The organism is Streptomyces sp. Y309 (assembly GCF_056712025.1).
The window spans coordinates 2456606-2472498 of the sequence record NZ_CM160048.1 but is presented as its reverse complement, the minus strand read 5'-3'; the positions used below and the strand labels follow the sequence as shown (position 1 = coordinate 2472498).

Sequence of the window (15893 nt, the reverse complement as noted above, 5' to 3'; positions counted from 1 at the left end):
CGTACTGGTCACCCTGATGCTCGGCCTGGGGCTGACCGGGCTGTGCTACGGCACGTCCTGGTCCACGCCCCGCGAGGTGTTCGCCGTGCTCAGCGGGGCGGAGCCCTCCGTGGTGATCTGGGACTGGCGGATGCCGCGGGTGCTCGCCGCCCTCGTCTTCGGCGCCGCGCTCGGCGTGTCCGGGGCCCTCTTCCAGAACCTCACCCGCAACCCGATGGGCAGCCCGGACGTGATCGGCCTCGACGCGGGCGCGTACACCGGCGCCCTCGTCGCGATCACCGTCCTCTCGGGCGCGTCCGCGCAACTGGCCGTCGGCTCGGTGCTCGGCGGGCTCGTCGTCGCGGCCGTCATCTACCTCCTCTCGTACGACCGGGGCTTCTCCGGGCTGCGCCTCGTGGTGATCGGCATCGCGGTCAACGCGATGGTGACGGCGCTCAATTCGTGGATCGTGCTGCGCGCCGACCTGGAGGTGGCGATCGCCGCGGTCGGCTGGAACGCGGGCTCGCTCAACGGCGTCGGCTGGGACGACCTGGGGATCCCGTTCGCGGTGATCGCCGGGCTGCTCGCCCTGATGGCGACGCGGGCGCACGCCATGCACCAGGCGGCGCTCGGCGACGCGGTCGCGGTGACCACCGGGGTCGGGCTCGACCGGCTGCGGCTCCTCATGGTCCTCGTCGGCGTCGGCTGTACGGCGACGGTGACGGCGGTGGCCGGGCCGATCGCGTTCATCGCGCTCGCCGCACCGCAGATCGGCCGCCGGCTCGCGGGCGCGGCCGGAGTGCCGCTGCTCCCGGCCGCGCTGACCGGGGCGGTGCTGCTCCAGGGCGCCGACCTGATCGCGCAGATGCTCCTTGCGCCCGTCGCGCTGCCCGTCGGCGTGGTGAGCACCGCGATCGGCGGCTGCTACCTGATCTGGCTGTTGACCAAGGAGGTGGGGCGCGCGTGACCGCACGCCTGACCGCGCGGGAGATCACCCTGCGCTACGGAGACCGGGTGGTGTCCACGCGGCTGAGCCTCGACGTCCCCGACGGCGCGTTCACCGCCATCGTGGGCCCCAACGGGTGCGGGAAGTCGACCCTGTTGCGCGCGTTCGTCCGGCTGCTTCGCCCCGACGGCGGGCACGTGGAGTTCGACGGCCGCGAGGTCGGCGGCTACCCGGCCAAGGCCTTGGCCAAGCAACTCGGCTTCCTGCCGCAGGACCCGCAGGCCCCCGACGACATCAAGGTCCGCCAACTGGTGGGCCGGGGACGGTTCCCGTACCAGTCGCTCCTCGCCCTGTGGTCGAAGGAGGACGAGGAGGCCGTCACCGGGGCGATGGCCGCCGCCGGCGTCACCGACCTCGCCGACCGGCCGGTGCAGGAACTGTCCGGCGGGCAGCGGCAGCGGGTGTGGATGGCCATGGTGCTCGCCCAGGAGACGCCCTACCTGCTGCTCGACGAACCGACGTCCTTCCTGGACATCACCCACCAGTACCAACTGCTCGGCCTGCTTGCCCGCTTGCGCGACCAGGGCCGCACGGTCATCGCCGTCCTGCACGACATCAACCAGGCGTGCCGGTTCGCCGACCACCTGGTCGCCATGAAGGACGGCCGCGTGGCCGCCGAGGGCGACCCCACGGACATCGTGGACGCCGCGCTGATCAAGGACGTCTTCGACCTGCCGAGCGTCATCGTCCCCGACCCGGTGACGGACACGCCGATGGTCGTCCCCACCCTGCAAGGAGAATGAGTTGAGCACCGCAAGCGTGCCCTCGGCCGACCGGCCGTCGGAGGGCCTTCTCGCCCTGACCAGCGCCCAGTTGGGCATCTGGAACGCGCAGCGCCTCGAACCGGACTCGCCGTATTACGTGGTCGGCGACGTGGTGGAGATATCCGGAGCCGGAGCCGGATCTGGGGCTGGGGCTGCCGTGCCGGTCGACGTCGACGCGCTGGTCGAGGCGGTCCGGGCGACCACCGAGGAGGCCGAGACCCTGCGGCTGCGGGTGTACGACACCCCGGACGGGCCACGCCAGGAGGTCGGCGACGAACCGGTCGAGCCGCCCCGGGTGGTCGACGTCAGCGGCGAGGCCGACCCCGTGGCCGCGGCGAACGCGCTCGTCGACGCCGAGCGGGCGCGGGCGGGCGAGACCTGTCGGGGCATGGTGGAACGAACGCTCTACTCACGCACCGTCATCCGCCTCTCCGAGCACGAGGTCTGGTACACGCAGCTCGGCCACCACCTGGTCTTCGACGGCTACACCGCCGCGATGCTCGCCCGCCGCACCGCCGCCCGCTACACCGCCCTGGTGCGCGGGACCGAGCCGCGGCCCTCGGCCTTCGGCGCCTTCGCCGACCTCGTCGCCGCCGACCGGGACTACCGGGACAGCGACCGGTTCGCCGAGGACCGCGCGTACTGGGTGGAGCGGTTCACCCCTCTGCCTGACGTCGGCGATGTCGACACTGCCGCAGGTCCGCCCGACCGCACCCTCACCGCCCGCACCGTCCTGCCGCCCGAAGAGCTGGCCCGGCTGCGCGAGTTCGCCGACCGGGAGGGCGTCACCTGGGGCGAAGCCCTCATCGCCGGTTACGCCGCGTTCCTGCACCGCGTCCTCGGCCGCACCGACGTGGTGTTCGCGCTGCCGCTGATGTGCCGGACGGGCGCGACCGAACTGCGTACGCCCGCCATGGCGGTCAACGTGCTGCCCCTGCGGGTGACCGTGCGCGGCGGCGACGGCCTCGGAGAGCTGAGCCGGCGGGTCGCCGCCGCGATGAAGGAGATGCGCGACCACCAGCGGTACCGGGGCGAGGACCTGCCGCGCGATCTGGGCGTGCCCGGCGCGGGCGCCCTGCTGCACGGACGCGGGATCAACCTCAAGGCGTTCGACCTCGCGATGGACTTCGCCGGGGCCACCGGCGTGATGCGCAACGTCGCGGGCGGACCGCCGGAGGACATGGGCCTGAGCGTCCTGCCGACCCGCGACGGCGGACTCCTCCTCGGCTTCGAGGTCGACGCCCGGACCAACGACCAGGCCATGGTCGACACCAAGCTCGCCGGCCTCCGGGCCCTGCTGTCCGGACTCACCGACGGCCTGCCCGTGGGACAGATCGCCCTGGCCGACGACGTGCCGCGGCTCCTCGCGGACTGGGCACCGCCCGCCGTGCCCGGCACGCCCGTGGACGTACCGACCGCCTTCGACGCAATGGTCGCCGCCGACCCCGGGCACACCGCCCTCGTGTGCGGCGGCGACCGGCTCTCCGCCGTGGACCTGGCGGCCCGGGTGCACCGCCTCGCCCGTGCGCTGCGGGCCCGGGGGATCGGGCCCGACGACGTCGTGGCCCTGGCGCTGCCGCGCTCCGCCGACTCGGTGGTCGCCCTCCTCGCGGTCATGGACGCGGGGGCCGCGTTCCTGCCCCTGGACGCGGCGCATCCGGCGGAGCGGCTGCGCGAGTTGATCGACGACACCCACCCGGCGCTGGTGCTGACCGACGGCACCCTCTCCGGGCCGGTCCGCACCGACGGCGTGGTCGATGGCCTGCCGTGGGCCACCCTCCTCGACGAGGCCGCCGCACTGTCCGGCGCACCGCTGGCAGCCGACGAACTGGCCGCGCCCCGCCACCCCGAGCACCTCGCCTACGTCATCCACACCTCCGGATCGACCGGCCGCCCCAAGGGTGTGCTCGGCCGGGTCGGCGGTCTTGCCGCGCTCCTGCACCACCAGCGCTCCACGGTCGTCGCGGAGGTCGAGGGGGCCACGGGCAGACGGCTGCGCGCCGCCCACACCTACTCGTTCGCCTTCGACTCCGCCTTCGAGCACCTGGTGTGGCTGCTGTGCGGGCACGAACTCCACGTGTACGACGCCGAGACCACCCGCGACGCCGACGCCCTGCTCGCCGCGTACGCCCGCGACGGCATCGACATCATCGACACCACGCCGTCGATGGCCGCGCCCCTGATCGACGGCGGCCTCCTCGACCGGCGGCCCGCGCGCCCCGCCCTTCTCGTACTCGGCGGCGAGGCCACCCCGCCCGCGCTGTGGCGGCGGATCGCCGCGGCGGGGATCGCCGCGCGCAACATGTACGGGCCCACCGAGGCGACCGTGACCAGCACCACCGGGCGCGTCGAAGGCGACGAGCCGACGATCGGCCACCCGCTCGCGGGCACCCGGATCTACTTGCTGGACAACGCGCTGCAGCCGGTGCCGCACGGCACGGCGGGCGAGCTGTACCTGGCCGGGCCGCAGCTGGCCCGTGGCTACTTCGGCAGGCCCGGGGCGAGCGCCGAGCGCTTCGTCGCCGACCCGTTCGGCGCGCAGGGGGAGCGGATGTACCGCACCGGCGACCTGGGCCGGTGGGTGCCCGGACGCGGCCTGGAGTACCTGGGCCGCGGCGACGGGCAGGTCAAGATCCGCGGCCACCGGGTGGAGACCGGCGAGGTCGAGGCCGCGCTCGGCGCGGTGCCCGGCGTCACCGCGGCGGCCGCCGTGGTGCGCTCGTCCCGGCTGGTCGGCTACGTCGTGTCCACCTCGGTCAGCGGGGACGCCGTACGCGCCCACCTCGCCGAGCGGCTGCCCGAGCACATGGTGCCCGCGGCCGTGGTGGTCCTCGACGCGCTGCCGGTGACGCCCAACGGCAAGCTCGACCGCGCCGCCCTGCCCGCGCCCGCTTCGTCCGGCGGCGGCCGGGGCGGCCGGGAGCCGGGCACCGACCGGGAGCGGCTGCTGTGTGCCGTCCTCGCCGAGGTGTTCGAGGTCGAACGGGTCGGTGTGGACGACGACTTCTTCGCCCTCGGCGGCGACAGCATCACAGCGATCACCGTCAGCAGCAGGCTGCGGGCCAAGGGCGTCGAACTGCGGCCACGGGACCTCCTCGCCCGCCGCAGCTTCGCCGCCCTGGCCGCCTCCGCCGACGTGGTGGAGGAAGTCGCCCAACCCGTGGACGATCCGACCGGGCCCGTGCCCGCCCCGCCGATCGTGCGCGGCCTGCTCGACCCGCACCCGGACGTGGACACCGTCGCCGGATACGCCCAGTGGACCGCCCTGCGCGTCGATGAACTCGCCCACGCCGACCTCGTCGCGGGCGTGCAGACCGTGCTCGACCACCACGACGCTCTGCGGCTGCGGGCGGACGACGGCGTGCTGGAGGTGCTTCCGGCCGGAGACGTACGGGCCGTCGTCAACGAGATCCACGGCGAGGACGTGACCGCCCTCGCCACGCGCCTCGCGGGGGAACTCGACCCACGCTCGGGCGACTTGCTGCGAGCCGCACTGCTCCGTACCGGCGACGGCACGGCCGACCGGCTCGTCATCGTCGTACACCATCTCGCCATGGACGGCGTGTCCTGGCGCGTCCTGCTGCCCGACCTGCACACGGCCTGTACGGGCGGCGCCCTCGACCCGGTCGGCACGTCCTGGCGGCGGCACGCGACGCTCCTCGCCGAGCAGGGGGCGTCCGGCGCGCGCAGGGGCGAACTCGACCACTGGCGCGCCGCGTTGGACTCCGCGTCCCGCCTGGGCGCCCGCCCCCTCGACCAGGCGCGGGACACCGTGTCTACCGCCCACCGCTCGGTCACCGTGGCCTCGCCCGAGGTCACCGAGGCACTGTTGACCACCCTGCCTGCGGCCTACCGCGCCGGCGTCGACGAAGTCCTGCTCGCCGCGCTCGTCCTCACCCTGCGCGAGTGGGGCGTGAGCGGCGACGCGGTGACCGTCACGATGGAGGGGCACGGCCGCGAACACCTCGATCTGGCCCGTACGGTCGGCTGGTTCACCAGCGAGTACCCGGTCCGCGTACCCGCCATCGGCGACGTGGGCGGGGTGCTGCGCGCGGCCAAGGAAGCCCGGCGCGGCGTCCCCGACGGTGGCGTCGGCTACGGCGTGCTGCGCTCCCTCGACCCGGTGGCGGGCCCCGAGCTGGCGGCCACCCCGCCGCCGGACGTGCTCCTGAACTACCTGGGCCGGTTCGCCGCGCTGTCCGGGACCGGGTGGCGGCTGCCGGAGCGGGACGCCTTCGCGGTGATCGAGCCCGAAGGCAAGGCCCTGGAGCAGGTGTTGGCCCTCAACTGCTTCGTCCACGAGGAGGGCGCGCCCCGGCTCGCCGTCGAGTGGACGGCCGCGACCGAGGTGCTCGGCGCCGATGCCGTGACGGCCCTGCAGACGGCCTGGGCGGCGGCGCTGGACGCGCTGGCCGAGCACGCCCGCCACACCCCCGGCGGGCTCACCCCCTCCGACCTGCCGCTGGTCGACCTCGACCAGGACGGGATCGACGCCCTGGAACGCACGGGCCGCATCGCCGACGTCCTCCCCGCCACCCCGCTCCAGGTCGGCCTCTCCTTCCACACCCTGGTCCGCGACGACCGGGACACCGACGTGTACGTCGTCCAGGCCGTGACCACCCTCGTCGGGGAGCTCGACCCGGACCGGATGGCCGAGGCGGCCCGCGAACTGCTGCGCCGCCACCCGGCGTTGCGCGTGTACCTGGGAACGGCCGGGGACGAGGTCGTGCAGGTGATCCCCGCGGACGTGACTCTGGACTGGCGGCAGGACGACCGGTTCGAGGAGGCTGTACGTACCGAGCTGGAACGAACGTTCTATCCAGCGCGGCCACCGTTGATCCGCTTCCTGCTGTCCCGCGTCGGCCCGGCCGAGCACAAGCTGGTGATCACCAATCACCACGCCCTGCTCGACGGCTGGTCGATGCCTCTGGTCGGCCGCACCCTGCTCGCGATCTACGCCGAGCTGGGCGGCGGACCGGCCGCGCCCGTCGCCCCGCCCCTGTCGGAGTACTTCCGCTGGCTGGCGGGCCGGGACCACAAGGTGTCCGTCGCCGCGTGGCAGCAGGCGCTGGCCGGCGTGGACGACGCGACGCGGCTCGCACCCGCGAGCGTCGGCACCGGCGTCGAGCGGCCCGGCCGCGTGAGCGTCGGCCTCGGCCAGGAGTTCAGCGACCGGCTGCGCGCCTTCGCCCGCGAGCAGGGCGTCACCCTGACCACGGTGCTCCAGACGGCCTGGGGCCTGCTGCTCGGCAGGCTCACCGGGCGCCGCGACGTCGTGTTCGGCTGCCCGGTGTCCGGGCGGCCCGCCGAGGTCGACGGCGTCGAGTCGATGATCGGCCAGCTCGGCACCACCATCCCCGTACGCGTCCGGCACACCCAGGACCGGACCGCGCGGGACCTGATGGCGGACGTACACGCGGAGAGCGTGGCGCTCGCCGAGCACCACCACGTCGGCCTGCCCGCGATCCAGCGCGCGGTGGGCATCGGTGAGCTGTTCGACACGATGCTGGTGATGGAGAACTTCCCGCTGTCCAGCCGGAAGCGCACCCCGCTCGCCCCCGGACTCGACCTGGCCGGCGTGGACATCACCGACGCCACGCACTACGCGCTGACCGTCATCGTGATCCCCGACGACGAGATCACCATCGGCCTCGGCTATCAGCCGAGCGCCTTCGCCGAGGCGACCGTACGCGACTACGGCCGCTGGCTGCGCAACCTGCTGCGGGAGATCGTCGACGACCCGGCACGGCCCGTGATCCGGCTGCCCGCGCTCGATCCCGACGAGCGGGAGCGGATGCTGCGCACCGGCACCGAGATCGTCCCCGCCAAGGAACGCGGCCACTGGCTGGAGGAGTTCGCCGCCTGGGTGCGCCGCAAGCCCGACGCGGAGGCCCTGGTCTGCCGCGATCGCAGCCTCAGCTACGCCGAGTTGGACCGGCAGGCCAACCGGCTCGCCCACGCGCTCATCGAGCGCGGCGTACGGCCCCAGGACCCGGTCGCCGTCCTGCTCGGGCGCGACATCGAGATGACGGTGGCCCTGTTCGGCGTGGCCAAGGCGGGCGCGGTGTACGTACCGCTGGACCCGGGCTATCCGGCGGAGCGGCTCGCGTACATGATCGACGACATCGCCCCGGCCGCCGCCGTGACGACCGGAGGCGACGTGCCCACCGACCGTGACATCCCGGTCCTGCGCCTCGACGACCCGGCCACCCTCGCGTCCGCGCCCGACACCGATCCGGCCGAGGCCCGCGCCCGACTCACCGACGACGCGCTCGCGTACGTCATCTACACCTCCGGAACCACCGGGCGCCCCAAGGGAGTCGGTGTCACCCACCGCGGTGTGCCCGACCTGATCGCGCTCCAGGAGGAGGTCGTCGGCGTCACCGAGCACGACCGCTATCTGCACTTCGCGTCGACGAGCTTCGACGTCGCGTTCTGGCAGACCATGGTGCCGCTGCTGTCCGGCGGCACGTCCGTGATCGCACCCGAGGAAGTGCGCGTACCCGGCGACGAACTCCTCGACTACATCGCCGAGCACCGGGTGACCGGAGTGAACCTGCTGCCGTCGTTCCTGGCCGCCATGCCGGACGACCGCACGGTCCCCGCCGACGTGTTCTTCGTCGTCGGCGCCGAGCGCCTCGACCCCGCGCTGGCGCGTCGCTGGGGCGCGGGCCGCAAGGCGCTGTTCAACGCCTACGGTCCCACCGAGGTCACCATCAACTCCGTGACCTGGCAGTACGATCCGGACGACCCCGGTCCGCTGCCGATCGGCCGCCCCGACCCGGGCGTCCGCGCCTACGTCCTCGACTCCGGGCTCCAGCCCGTCGGCGTCGGCGTCACGGGCGAGCTGTACCTCGGCGGGCCCAGCCTGGCCCGCGGCTACCTCGGCCGCCCCGCCCTGACCGCGTCGGCGTTCGTCGCCGACCCGTACGGCGCGCCGGGGACGCGGATGTACCGCGCGGGCGACCTGGTGCGGTGGCGGCCGGACGGGCAGCTGGTGTTCCTCGGCCGCGTCGACCACCAGGTCAAGATCCGCGGCTTCCGCGTCGAACTGGGCGAGATCGAGGCCACGTTGAGCCGCCACGCCGACGTGCGGGCCAGCGCGGTGATCGTGCGTGACGGCGGGCTCGTCGGCTACGTCATTCCGACCGACGGCGCCGATCTGGACACCGCGCGGATACGTGCGTACGTGGCCGGGGAACTGCCCGACCACATGGTGCCGACGGCACTCGTACCGATCGAGCGGCTGCCGCTGAGCCCCAGCGGCAAGCTCGACGCCGCCGCGCTCCCCGCCCCCGAGACCGCGGCCGCCGTGCGGCGCGAGCCCGCCACCGAGGCCGAGGCAGTCCTGCTCGGCGTGTTCCAGGATGTCCTGAGCCGCGACGACATCGGCCCCGACGACGACTTCTTCGCCATCGGCGGCGACAGCATCGTGTCGCTGCAAGTCGTGTCGCGGGCCCGGCGCCGGGGGCTCGGCCTGACCGCACGCGACGTGTTCGAGGGCGAGACGGTCGCGGGGATCGCGGCGCGGGCCCGCGCCCTGGACGGCGGTGCGGCTCCCGCGGTCGGCGACGCGCCGCTGACGCCGGTCATGCGGGACCTGCTGCGCCGTGCCGGTACCGCCGCGGACGGGTTCTGCCAGTGGGTGGAGATCTGTGTGCCGCCGGGCGGCGACGAGGCGAGCCGGCGGGGCGTGCTGGACGCGGTGCTCGCCCGGCACGACGTGCTGCGGGCCCGCCTGGTCGGCGATGTGCTGCGTGTTCGGCCGGTCGGCGCGGTGACCGGGGCCGAGGTGCTCACGTGCGTACGAGCGACAAAGGCCGACGACCTGCGTGCCCTGGTCGACTCCCAAGTCGCCGCCGCCCGCGAGTCGATGGACCCGCGAACCGGTCCGCTGCTGCGCGCGGTGTGGGTGGACGCCGGGCCCGACCGGCCGGGCAGGCTCGTCCTCATCGCCCACCACCTGGTCGTCGACGGCGTGTCCTGGCGCGTCCTGCTCGACGACGTACAACACGCCTACTCCGGCGGGGTGTTGACCCAGCACGGTCAGTCGTTCCTCGGCTGGGCGCGCTCGCTGCGCGACGCCGACCGCCGGGCCGAACTGCCGCACTGGCAACGGATGACCGCCACCACCGCCACCCCGGCGCTCACCCGGCCCCTCGACCCCGCCAGGGACACGGTAGCCACCGCCGCGCACCACGAGATCCGGCTCGACGCCGAGACGACCCGCGCCCTGATCACGACCTTGCCCGCCGCCCACCGCACCACGCCGGACGCCGTCCTGCTCACGGCGCTCGCCCAAGCGGTACGGGACTGGCGCGGAACGCCGGAACTCCTGGTCGCGCTGGAGAGCCACGGCCGCCCCACGCGGGTCGACCTGTCCCAGACCGTCGGCTGGTTCACTGCCGTCCACCCCGTACGCCTCGACGCGAGCGACGGCGTGAAGGCGGTCGGGGAGCGGCTGCGCGCCCAGGGCGACGGCCTCGGCCACGGCATCCTCACCGCGCAGGGTCTGCTGGACCCCGTACAGCCGGAGGTCGCCTGGAACTACCTCGGCCGATTCCCCGGCGCCCCCGCCGAGGAGACGCCGTGGCAGACACCCCCGGACGCCGACCCGCTCGGCTCCGGCGGCACCGACGCGCTGCCCCTGCCGCACAGCCTGATGGTCAACGCCCTGGTGCGCGACGACGCGCTCGGGGTCCGGATCACCTGGCCGGGCGCGCTGTTCACCGCCGCCGAGATCGAGGACCTGGCCGGGCACCTGCGGACCGCGCTCGTGCGCACCGCGGCCGCACCGGAGATCAGCGCGCTCGACGGCTCTCGCCCGGTCGCCGAGGTGCAGCCGCTCACCCCGCTCCAGGAGGTGATGCTGCGGCACTCACGCACCGAGCGCCCCGACCCGTACACCGTGCAGTCGGCGTTCTCCCTCGCCGGTCCGCTCGACGTCGACGCCCTGCGCGCCGCGGGCGCCGACCTGCTGGCCCGGCACCCGAACCTGGGCGCCGTGTTCCCCGCGTTTCCCGCCGGCCTGGCGGTGATCCCCGAGTCGCCCCGGCCGGAGTTCCGCGTGTCCGACGGGCCGGTGGCCGAGGTGCTCGCGGCCGACCTGGCCGAGCCGTTCGACCTCGTCGAGGGCCCGCTCGTCCGCCTGACCGTGATCCGTCGCGGCGCCGAGCTCGCCGACCTGGTCCTGACCAGCCATCACGTGCTCTCCGACGGCTGGTCGGCCCCGCGCATCCTCACCGAACTGTTCGCGCTGTACGCCGCGCGGGTGCGGGACGAGGAAGCGGACCTGCCCGCTCCGGTGCCGTTCGGCGACTACCTGCGCTGGCGGGCGGACCACGAGCCTGATCTCGGGGTCTGGGCCGCGGAGTTGGCGGGGCTGGCCGAGGGGGAGTACCTGCTCGGCAGTGGACTGGGCGAGGGTGAACCGGTCGGCGCCGGACCGGTCGGCGGTGAACCGGTCGGCGGTGAACGGGGCAATGGCGAGCCCGGTCCGGCGTGGCAGGAGCCCGCGGTCATCGAGTTCGACGCGCCACTGGTGGCGGAGCTGACCGACCTCGCCGCACGGCGCGGTCTGACGCTCAACACGCTGGTGCAGGGCGCGTGGGCGGTGCTGCTCGCGCGGCGCTCCGGCCGGGCGGACGTCTGCTTCGGCGCCATGGTCGCCTGCCGTCCTCCGGAGCTGGAGGGCGTCGAGGAGATCATCGGGCTCCTGGCCAACACCGTTCCCGTACGCGTACGAATCGGCGGCGGCACATTCGCCGAGACGCTCGCCGACCTGCAGGCCCGGCAGCGGGCGCTGGTCGAGCACCAGCACGTCGCCCTGCCCGACCTGGAGCAACTCACCGGGCGACGCAGGCTGTTCGACAGCCTCGTGGTGTTCGAGAACTACCCGGTCGACCCGGACCGCCTCCGCGAACCCGCCCCCGGGCTCACGGTCGTCGGAACCCGCTTCCGCGAGGCCACCCACCACCCGGTGACCCTGACGGTCATGCCGGACGGCGACGACGGCTGGACCGGTGTGCTCGCCCACCGGGCCGGGGTGGACGTCGCCGGTCTCGCCGAGGAACTGCTCGACCTGCTGCGCGAGGTGGGCAGTCACCTCGACGAGAACGTACTCGACCTCGCGAAGAAGCCCCAGGAGAGCGGATGAAGAAAACGGAATCCGCGCCCCCGGCCCCCGAACGGGTCGACGGACACCTGCTCCGGATCGCGTTCATCCTGGTCCTCGGCACCTTCATGGCCACGGTGGACGCGACGATCGTCAGCGTCGGCATCGACACCCTGGCAGATGACTTCGGCGCCGGTGTCACCGAGATCCAGTGGGTCTCCACCGCGTACCTGCTGGCCGTCGTCGCCGCCGTGCCCGCGTCCGGCTGGCTGGCCGACCGGTTCGGCGGCAGGCGTACCTGGCTCGCCGCCGTGGGGGTCTTCCTGCTCGGCTCGCTGCTGTGCGCGCTGGCCTGGTCGGCGACCAGCCTGATCGTGTTCCGGGTGATCCAGGGCCTGGGCGGCGGGCTGTTGCCCGCGACCGGGCAGGCACTCCTCGCCCGTGTCGCGGGACCGGGCCGCACCGGCCGGGTGATCAGCGTCGTGGCGGTCGTCCCGCTGCTGTCTCCCGTACTCGGCCCGCTGGTCGGCGGCTCCATCCTCGGGGTGGCGTCGTGGCCGTGGCTGTTCCTGGTCAACCTGCCGATCGGGGTGGTGGCGGTGCTGCTGGCGCGTCGGTACGTGCCCGAGGTGCCGCCGGCGTCGCGGCGGATGCCGTTCGACCTGCGGGGGGCGGCGCTGCTCTCACCCGGGCTTGCCGTGCTGGTGTTCGGCCTGACCGAGGTCTCCCGCGGCCGCACCCTTCCGGCGGTGGCCGGAGTGGCGGCGGGCCTGGTGATGCTGGCCGCGTTCACCGTGCACGGGCTGCGGACGAGCCGCGCACCGCTGGTCGACCCCCGCCTCTTCGCCCGGCCGCCGTTCGGCGCCGCGGCGCTCGCGCTGCTGGTCCTGGGTGCGTCGGTGTTCGGCACGATGTTCCTGCTGCCGCTGTACTTCCAGGCGGGCCGCGGCCTTTCGGCGTGGGAGGCCGGACTGCTGCTGGCGCCGCAGGGGCTGGGCGCGGCGGCCGGGTCGGTCCTCGTCAACCGCACCATCGACAAGGTCGCGCCGCGGACCCTGGTGGTCACGGGCATCGCGCTCATCGTCGCGGGCACGGTCCCGTTCACCCAGCTCGGCCACGAGCCACCGGACGTCGTGATCGCCGCGGCGCTCGCGGTCCGCGGGGTCGGGATGGCCATGATCGGCGCGCCCGTCATGAACATCGTCTACAGCCGCATCGAGCGCGCACACCTCCCGCGCGCCTCGGGCGCGCTGAACCTGCTCAACACCGTCGGCGGCTCGGTCGGCACCGCGGCCCTCGCCGTGGTCCTGCAGGACCGGCTGGCCGCCCGAGGCCCGGACATCTCCTGGGCGTTCGCCGACACCTTCTGGTGGGTGCTCGGTTTCTGCCTGCTGGCCGCCGCCGGCGCCACGAGGCTGCCCCGAACTCACGTCAGGAAGCCATGACGCACCCCCTGCCCACCCCACCCGCCGCCACCACGCTCACCCCAGCACCCGCCTCGCTCAACGCCACCGCACCCCAGACAGCCCCCGCCCGGTCCACGGCCCGAGCGCCCCTGCCTCTGCCCCTGCCCGCGCCCGTGCCCGCGCCTGCCGGGTCCGACGCCGCTGCGCCCCCGGTGGCGCCCGCCCAGGCCGACGCCGCTGCGCTCCAGTCGGCGCCCGCCCAGGGCGACCTCCCTGTGCGCCAGTCCGCGCCCGCACCGGTCGAGTCGGCCGTCGGGCCGGTGCCTTCACCGACGGACCTCGTCACGGTTGAGCCAGTGGTGGCCGCACTGGAGGACCTCGCTGCACCTCAACCTGCGTACGCGCCCGCAGAGTTGACCACGACCGAGTCGGCGCTGGCGGCGGGCGAGCCAGCGACAGTCGAGCCAGCGACGGGCGAGCTTGCGACGGGCGAGCTCGCGATGGTCACGTCGGTGCCGACACCGGCCGACCTCGCCACGGCCCAGCCCGGGACCGGACCGGCGGACCTGCCTGTGGCCCAGCCCGGCCCCACACCGGCCGAGTCGGCCACGGTGGGGCCGGTGACCGTATCGACGGATCTCGTCAGGGACGAGCCGGTGACCGCACCGGCGGATCTGCCTGCGGCTCAACCCGCGCCCGCACCGGCCGAGTCGGCCACGCCGGAGCCGGCCACGGCGGACACGGTCACGCCGGACACGGTCACACCGGAATCTGTGCCTGCACCGGCGGATCGTGCTGCGGACCATCCCCCGTACGCAACGGTCGAGCAGGCGACGGTCGAGTCGGCATCGGCACCGGCCGACCTCGCTGGTGCCCAGCCCGTGCACGCACAAGCCGAGTTGGCCACGATCGGGCCCGTGCCGACGTCGGCGGATGTCGCCACGGCCCAGCCCACGGCCGCACCGGCGTATCCGGCTACGACCCACCTCCTGCCGTCCCCGGCGGACCTCGCCGTATCCCACCCCGTGCCGTCCCCGGCGGACCTCGCCGTATCCCACCCCGTGCCGTCCCCGGCGGACCTCGCCGTATCCCACCCCGTGCCGTCCCCGGCGGACCTCGCCGTATCCCACCCCGTGCCGTCCCCGGCGGACCTCGCCGTATCCCACCCCCTGCCCTCACCGGCGGACCTCGCCGCAGCCCACCCCCTGCCTCAGGCGACCGCCGAGACCATCGCCCGGCACCGCGACACCGTCGCCGCCGTCCTCGCCCGCCGGGACCCCCGCCTGCTCGTGGTCGTCGGCCCCTGCTCGGTGCACGACACCTCTGCCGCCCTGGAGTACGCGGACCTGCTGGCCACCGCCGCCCGGCGCCTCGCCGACGACCTGGTCGTCGTCCTGCGCGCCTATCTGGAAAAGCCCCGCACCATCACCGGCTGGACCGGCCTGCTCACGGCGCCCACGCTCGACGGCAAGGGCGACCTGGCCACGGGCCTGAGACTCGGCCGGTCCTTCCTGACCGAGGCGGCCGCCACGGGCCTGCCCCTGGCGTACGAGTTCGTGGACCCCGCCCTCGCCCCGTACGTGGCCGACACCGTGTCGTGGGCCGCCATCGGCGCCCGCACCGTCGCCAGCCAGCCCCACCGCCACCTGGCCTCCTGGCTCCCCATGCCGGTCGGCATGAAGAACTGCGTCTCCGGCAGCCTGGACACCGCGATCGCCGCCATCCAGGCCGCCGCCCACGCGCACACCCTCCCCGCCGTGTCCTCCGACGGCCGCCTCACCACCGTCCAGAGCACGGGGAACCCCGACACTCACTTGGTCCTCCGGGGCGGCCCGACCCCCAACTACGACAGAGCGAGCATCGCGCAGGCCCGCTCGGCCCTCGCCGCAGCCGACCTGCCCCAGCGCATCGTCGTCGACGCCTCCCACGGCAACAGCGGCAAGGACCACAACCGCCAACCGGCCGTCGTCGCCGACCTGGCCCAGCAGATCACCGACGGCGAACACTCCCTGGCCGGCGTCGTGATCGAGTCCTACCTGTCCGACGGCAGACAGGACTCCGAGACAGCACACCCCCGCCCCGACCTCAGCGTCACCGACGCCTGCCTCGGCTGGTCCCGCACGGCCCCACTGCTCGACGCCCTCGCCCTGGCCTCCCACCGCCGAAACCACCGGAGCCACCTCGGCGGATGAGTCCCGACTCCATGGCGCGGCGGGCGGCCCCGACGCACGTCACAGCCGCCCGCCGCGGAGCCCAGTTGAGTGCGCGAACGTGGCCCGCCCCACCCCGCCGCCGAGGCCGAGTCGTCCATCTGCTCCGGGAGCGCCGCCCGAACCGTCTCGACCAGATGAGAACCCTGATCCTTCCGCGGTACGTGAATGACGTCCCGGGCCGTGGTACCCCCGCCGCGGGTGTGGTCACTGTCGCGGGGTTGGGACGTCTCGTACCAGATCGTGGCTGGCGTCAGCGGCATGGCGTCGAGCAGCGAGACGATGGCCGGCCGGGACGCCGGATCGCCGACGGCGAGAAGCCGGGAGGGCAGCGGATCCGGCACGCTGAACTCCGAGCCCTGCACCGTCGCCTCGATGGTGTCACCGGGACGCGCGGCGCGGGCCCAGTCGCTC

5 protein-coding genes are annotated in these 15893 nt (G+C 74.3%); all 5 read left to right on the top strand.

Annotated features, from left to right (window positions below; translation table 11 throughout):
• The first annotated feature begins 16 nt into the window (after window positions 1-16).
• From AC0KTA_RS09105 to AC0KTA_RS09085, 5 genes are read left to right on the top strand one after another with little or no spacing between them, the layout of a single operon-like run.
• A complete protein-coding gene (locus AC0KTA_RS09105) occupies window positions 17-946 on the top strand; it encodes a FecCD family ABC transporter permease (protein WP_481056360.1) in 930 nt (309 codons plus the stop codon).
• Entirely contained in the window at window positions 943-1728 is a 786-nt protein-coding gene (locus tag AC0KTA_RS09100; RefSeq protein ID WP_481054614.1) for an ABC transporter ATP-binding protein, read from the top strand. Before AC0KTA_RS09105 ends, AC0KTA_RS09100 begins: the two co-directional genes overlap by 4 nt.
• Before the next feature lies 1 nt (window position 1729).
• Window positions 1730-11905: an amino acid adenylation domain-containing protein gene (locus tag AC0KTA_RS09095; protein WP_481054613.1), complete on the top strand. Its 10176-nt coding sequence runs from the start codon at window positions 1730-1732 to the stop codon at window positions 11903-11905.
• Window positions 11902-13308, top strand: a complete 1407-nt coding sequence (locus tag AC0KTA_RS09090; protein ID WP_481054612.1) for an MDR family MFS transporter — start codon at window positions 11902-11904, stop codon at window positions 13306-13308. Before AC0KTA_RS09095 ends, AC0KTA_RS09090 begins: the two co-directional genes overlap by 4 nt.
• Window positions 13305-15461: a 3-deoxy-7-phosphoheptulonate synthase gene (locus AC0KTA_RS09085; protein ID WP_481054611.1), complete on the top strand. Its 2157-nt coding sequence runs from the start codon at window positions 13305-13307 to the stop codon at window positions 15459-15461. The genes AC0KTA_RS09090 and AC0KTA_RS09085 overlap by 4 nt, the downstream gene beginning before the upstream one ends.
• The last annotated feature ends 432 nt before the right edge of the window (window positions 15462-15893 follow it).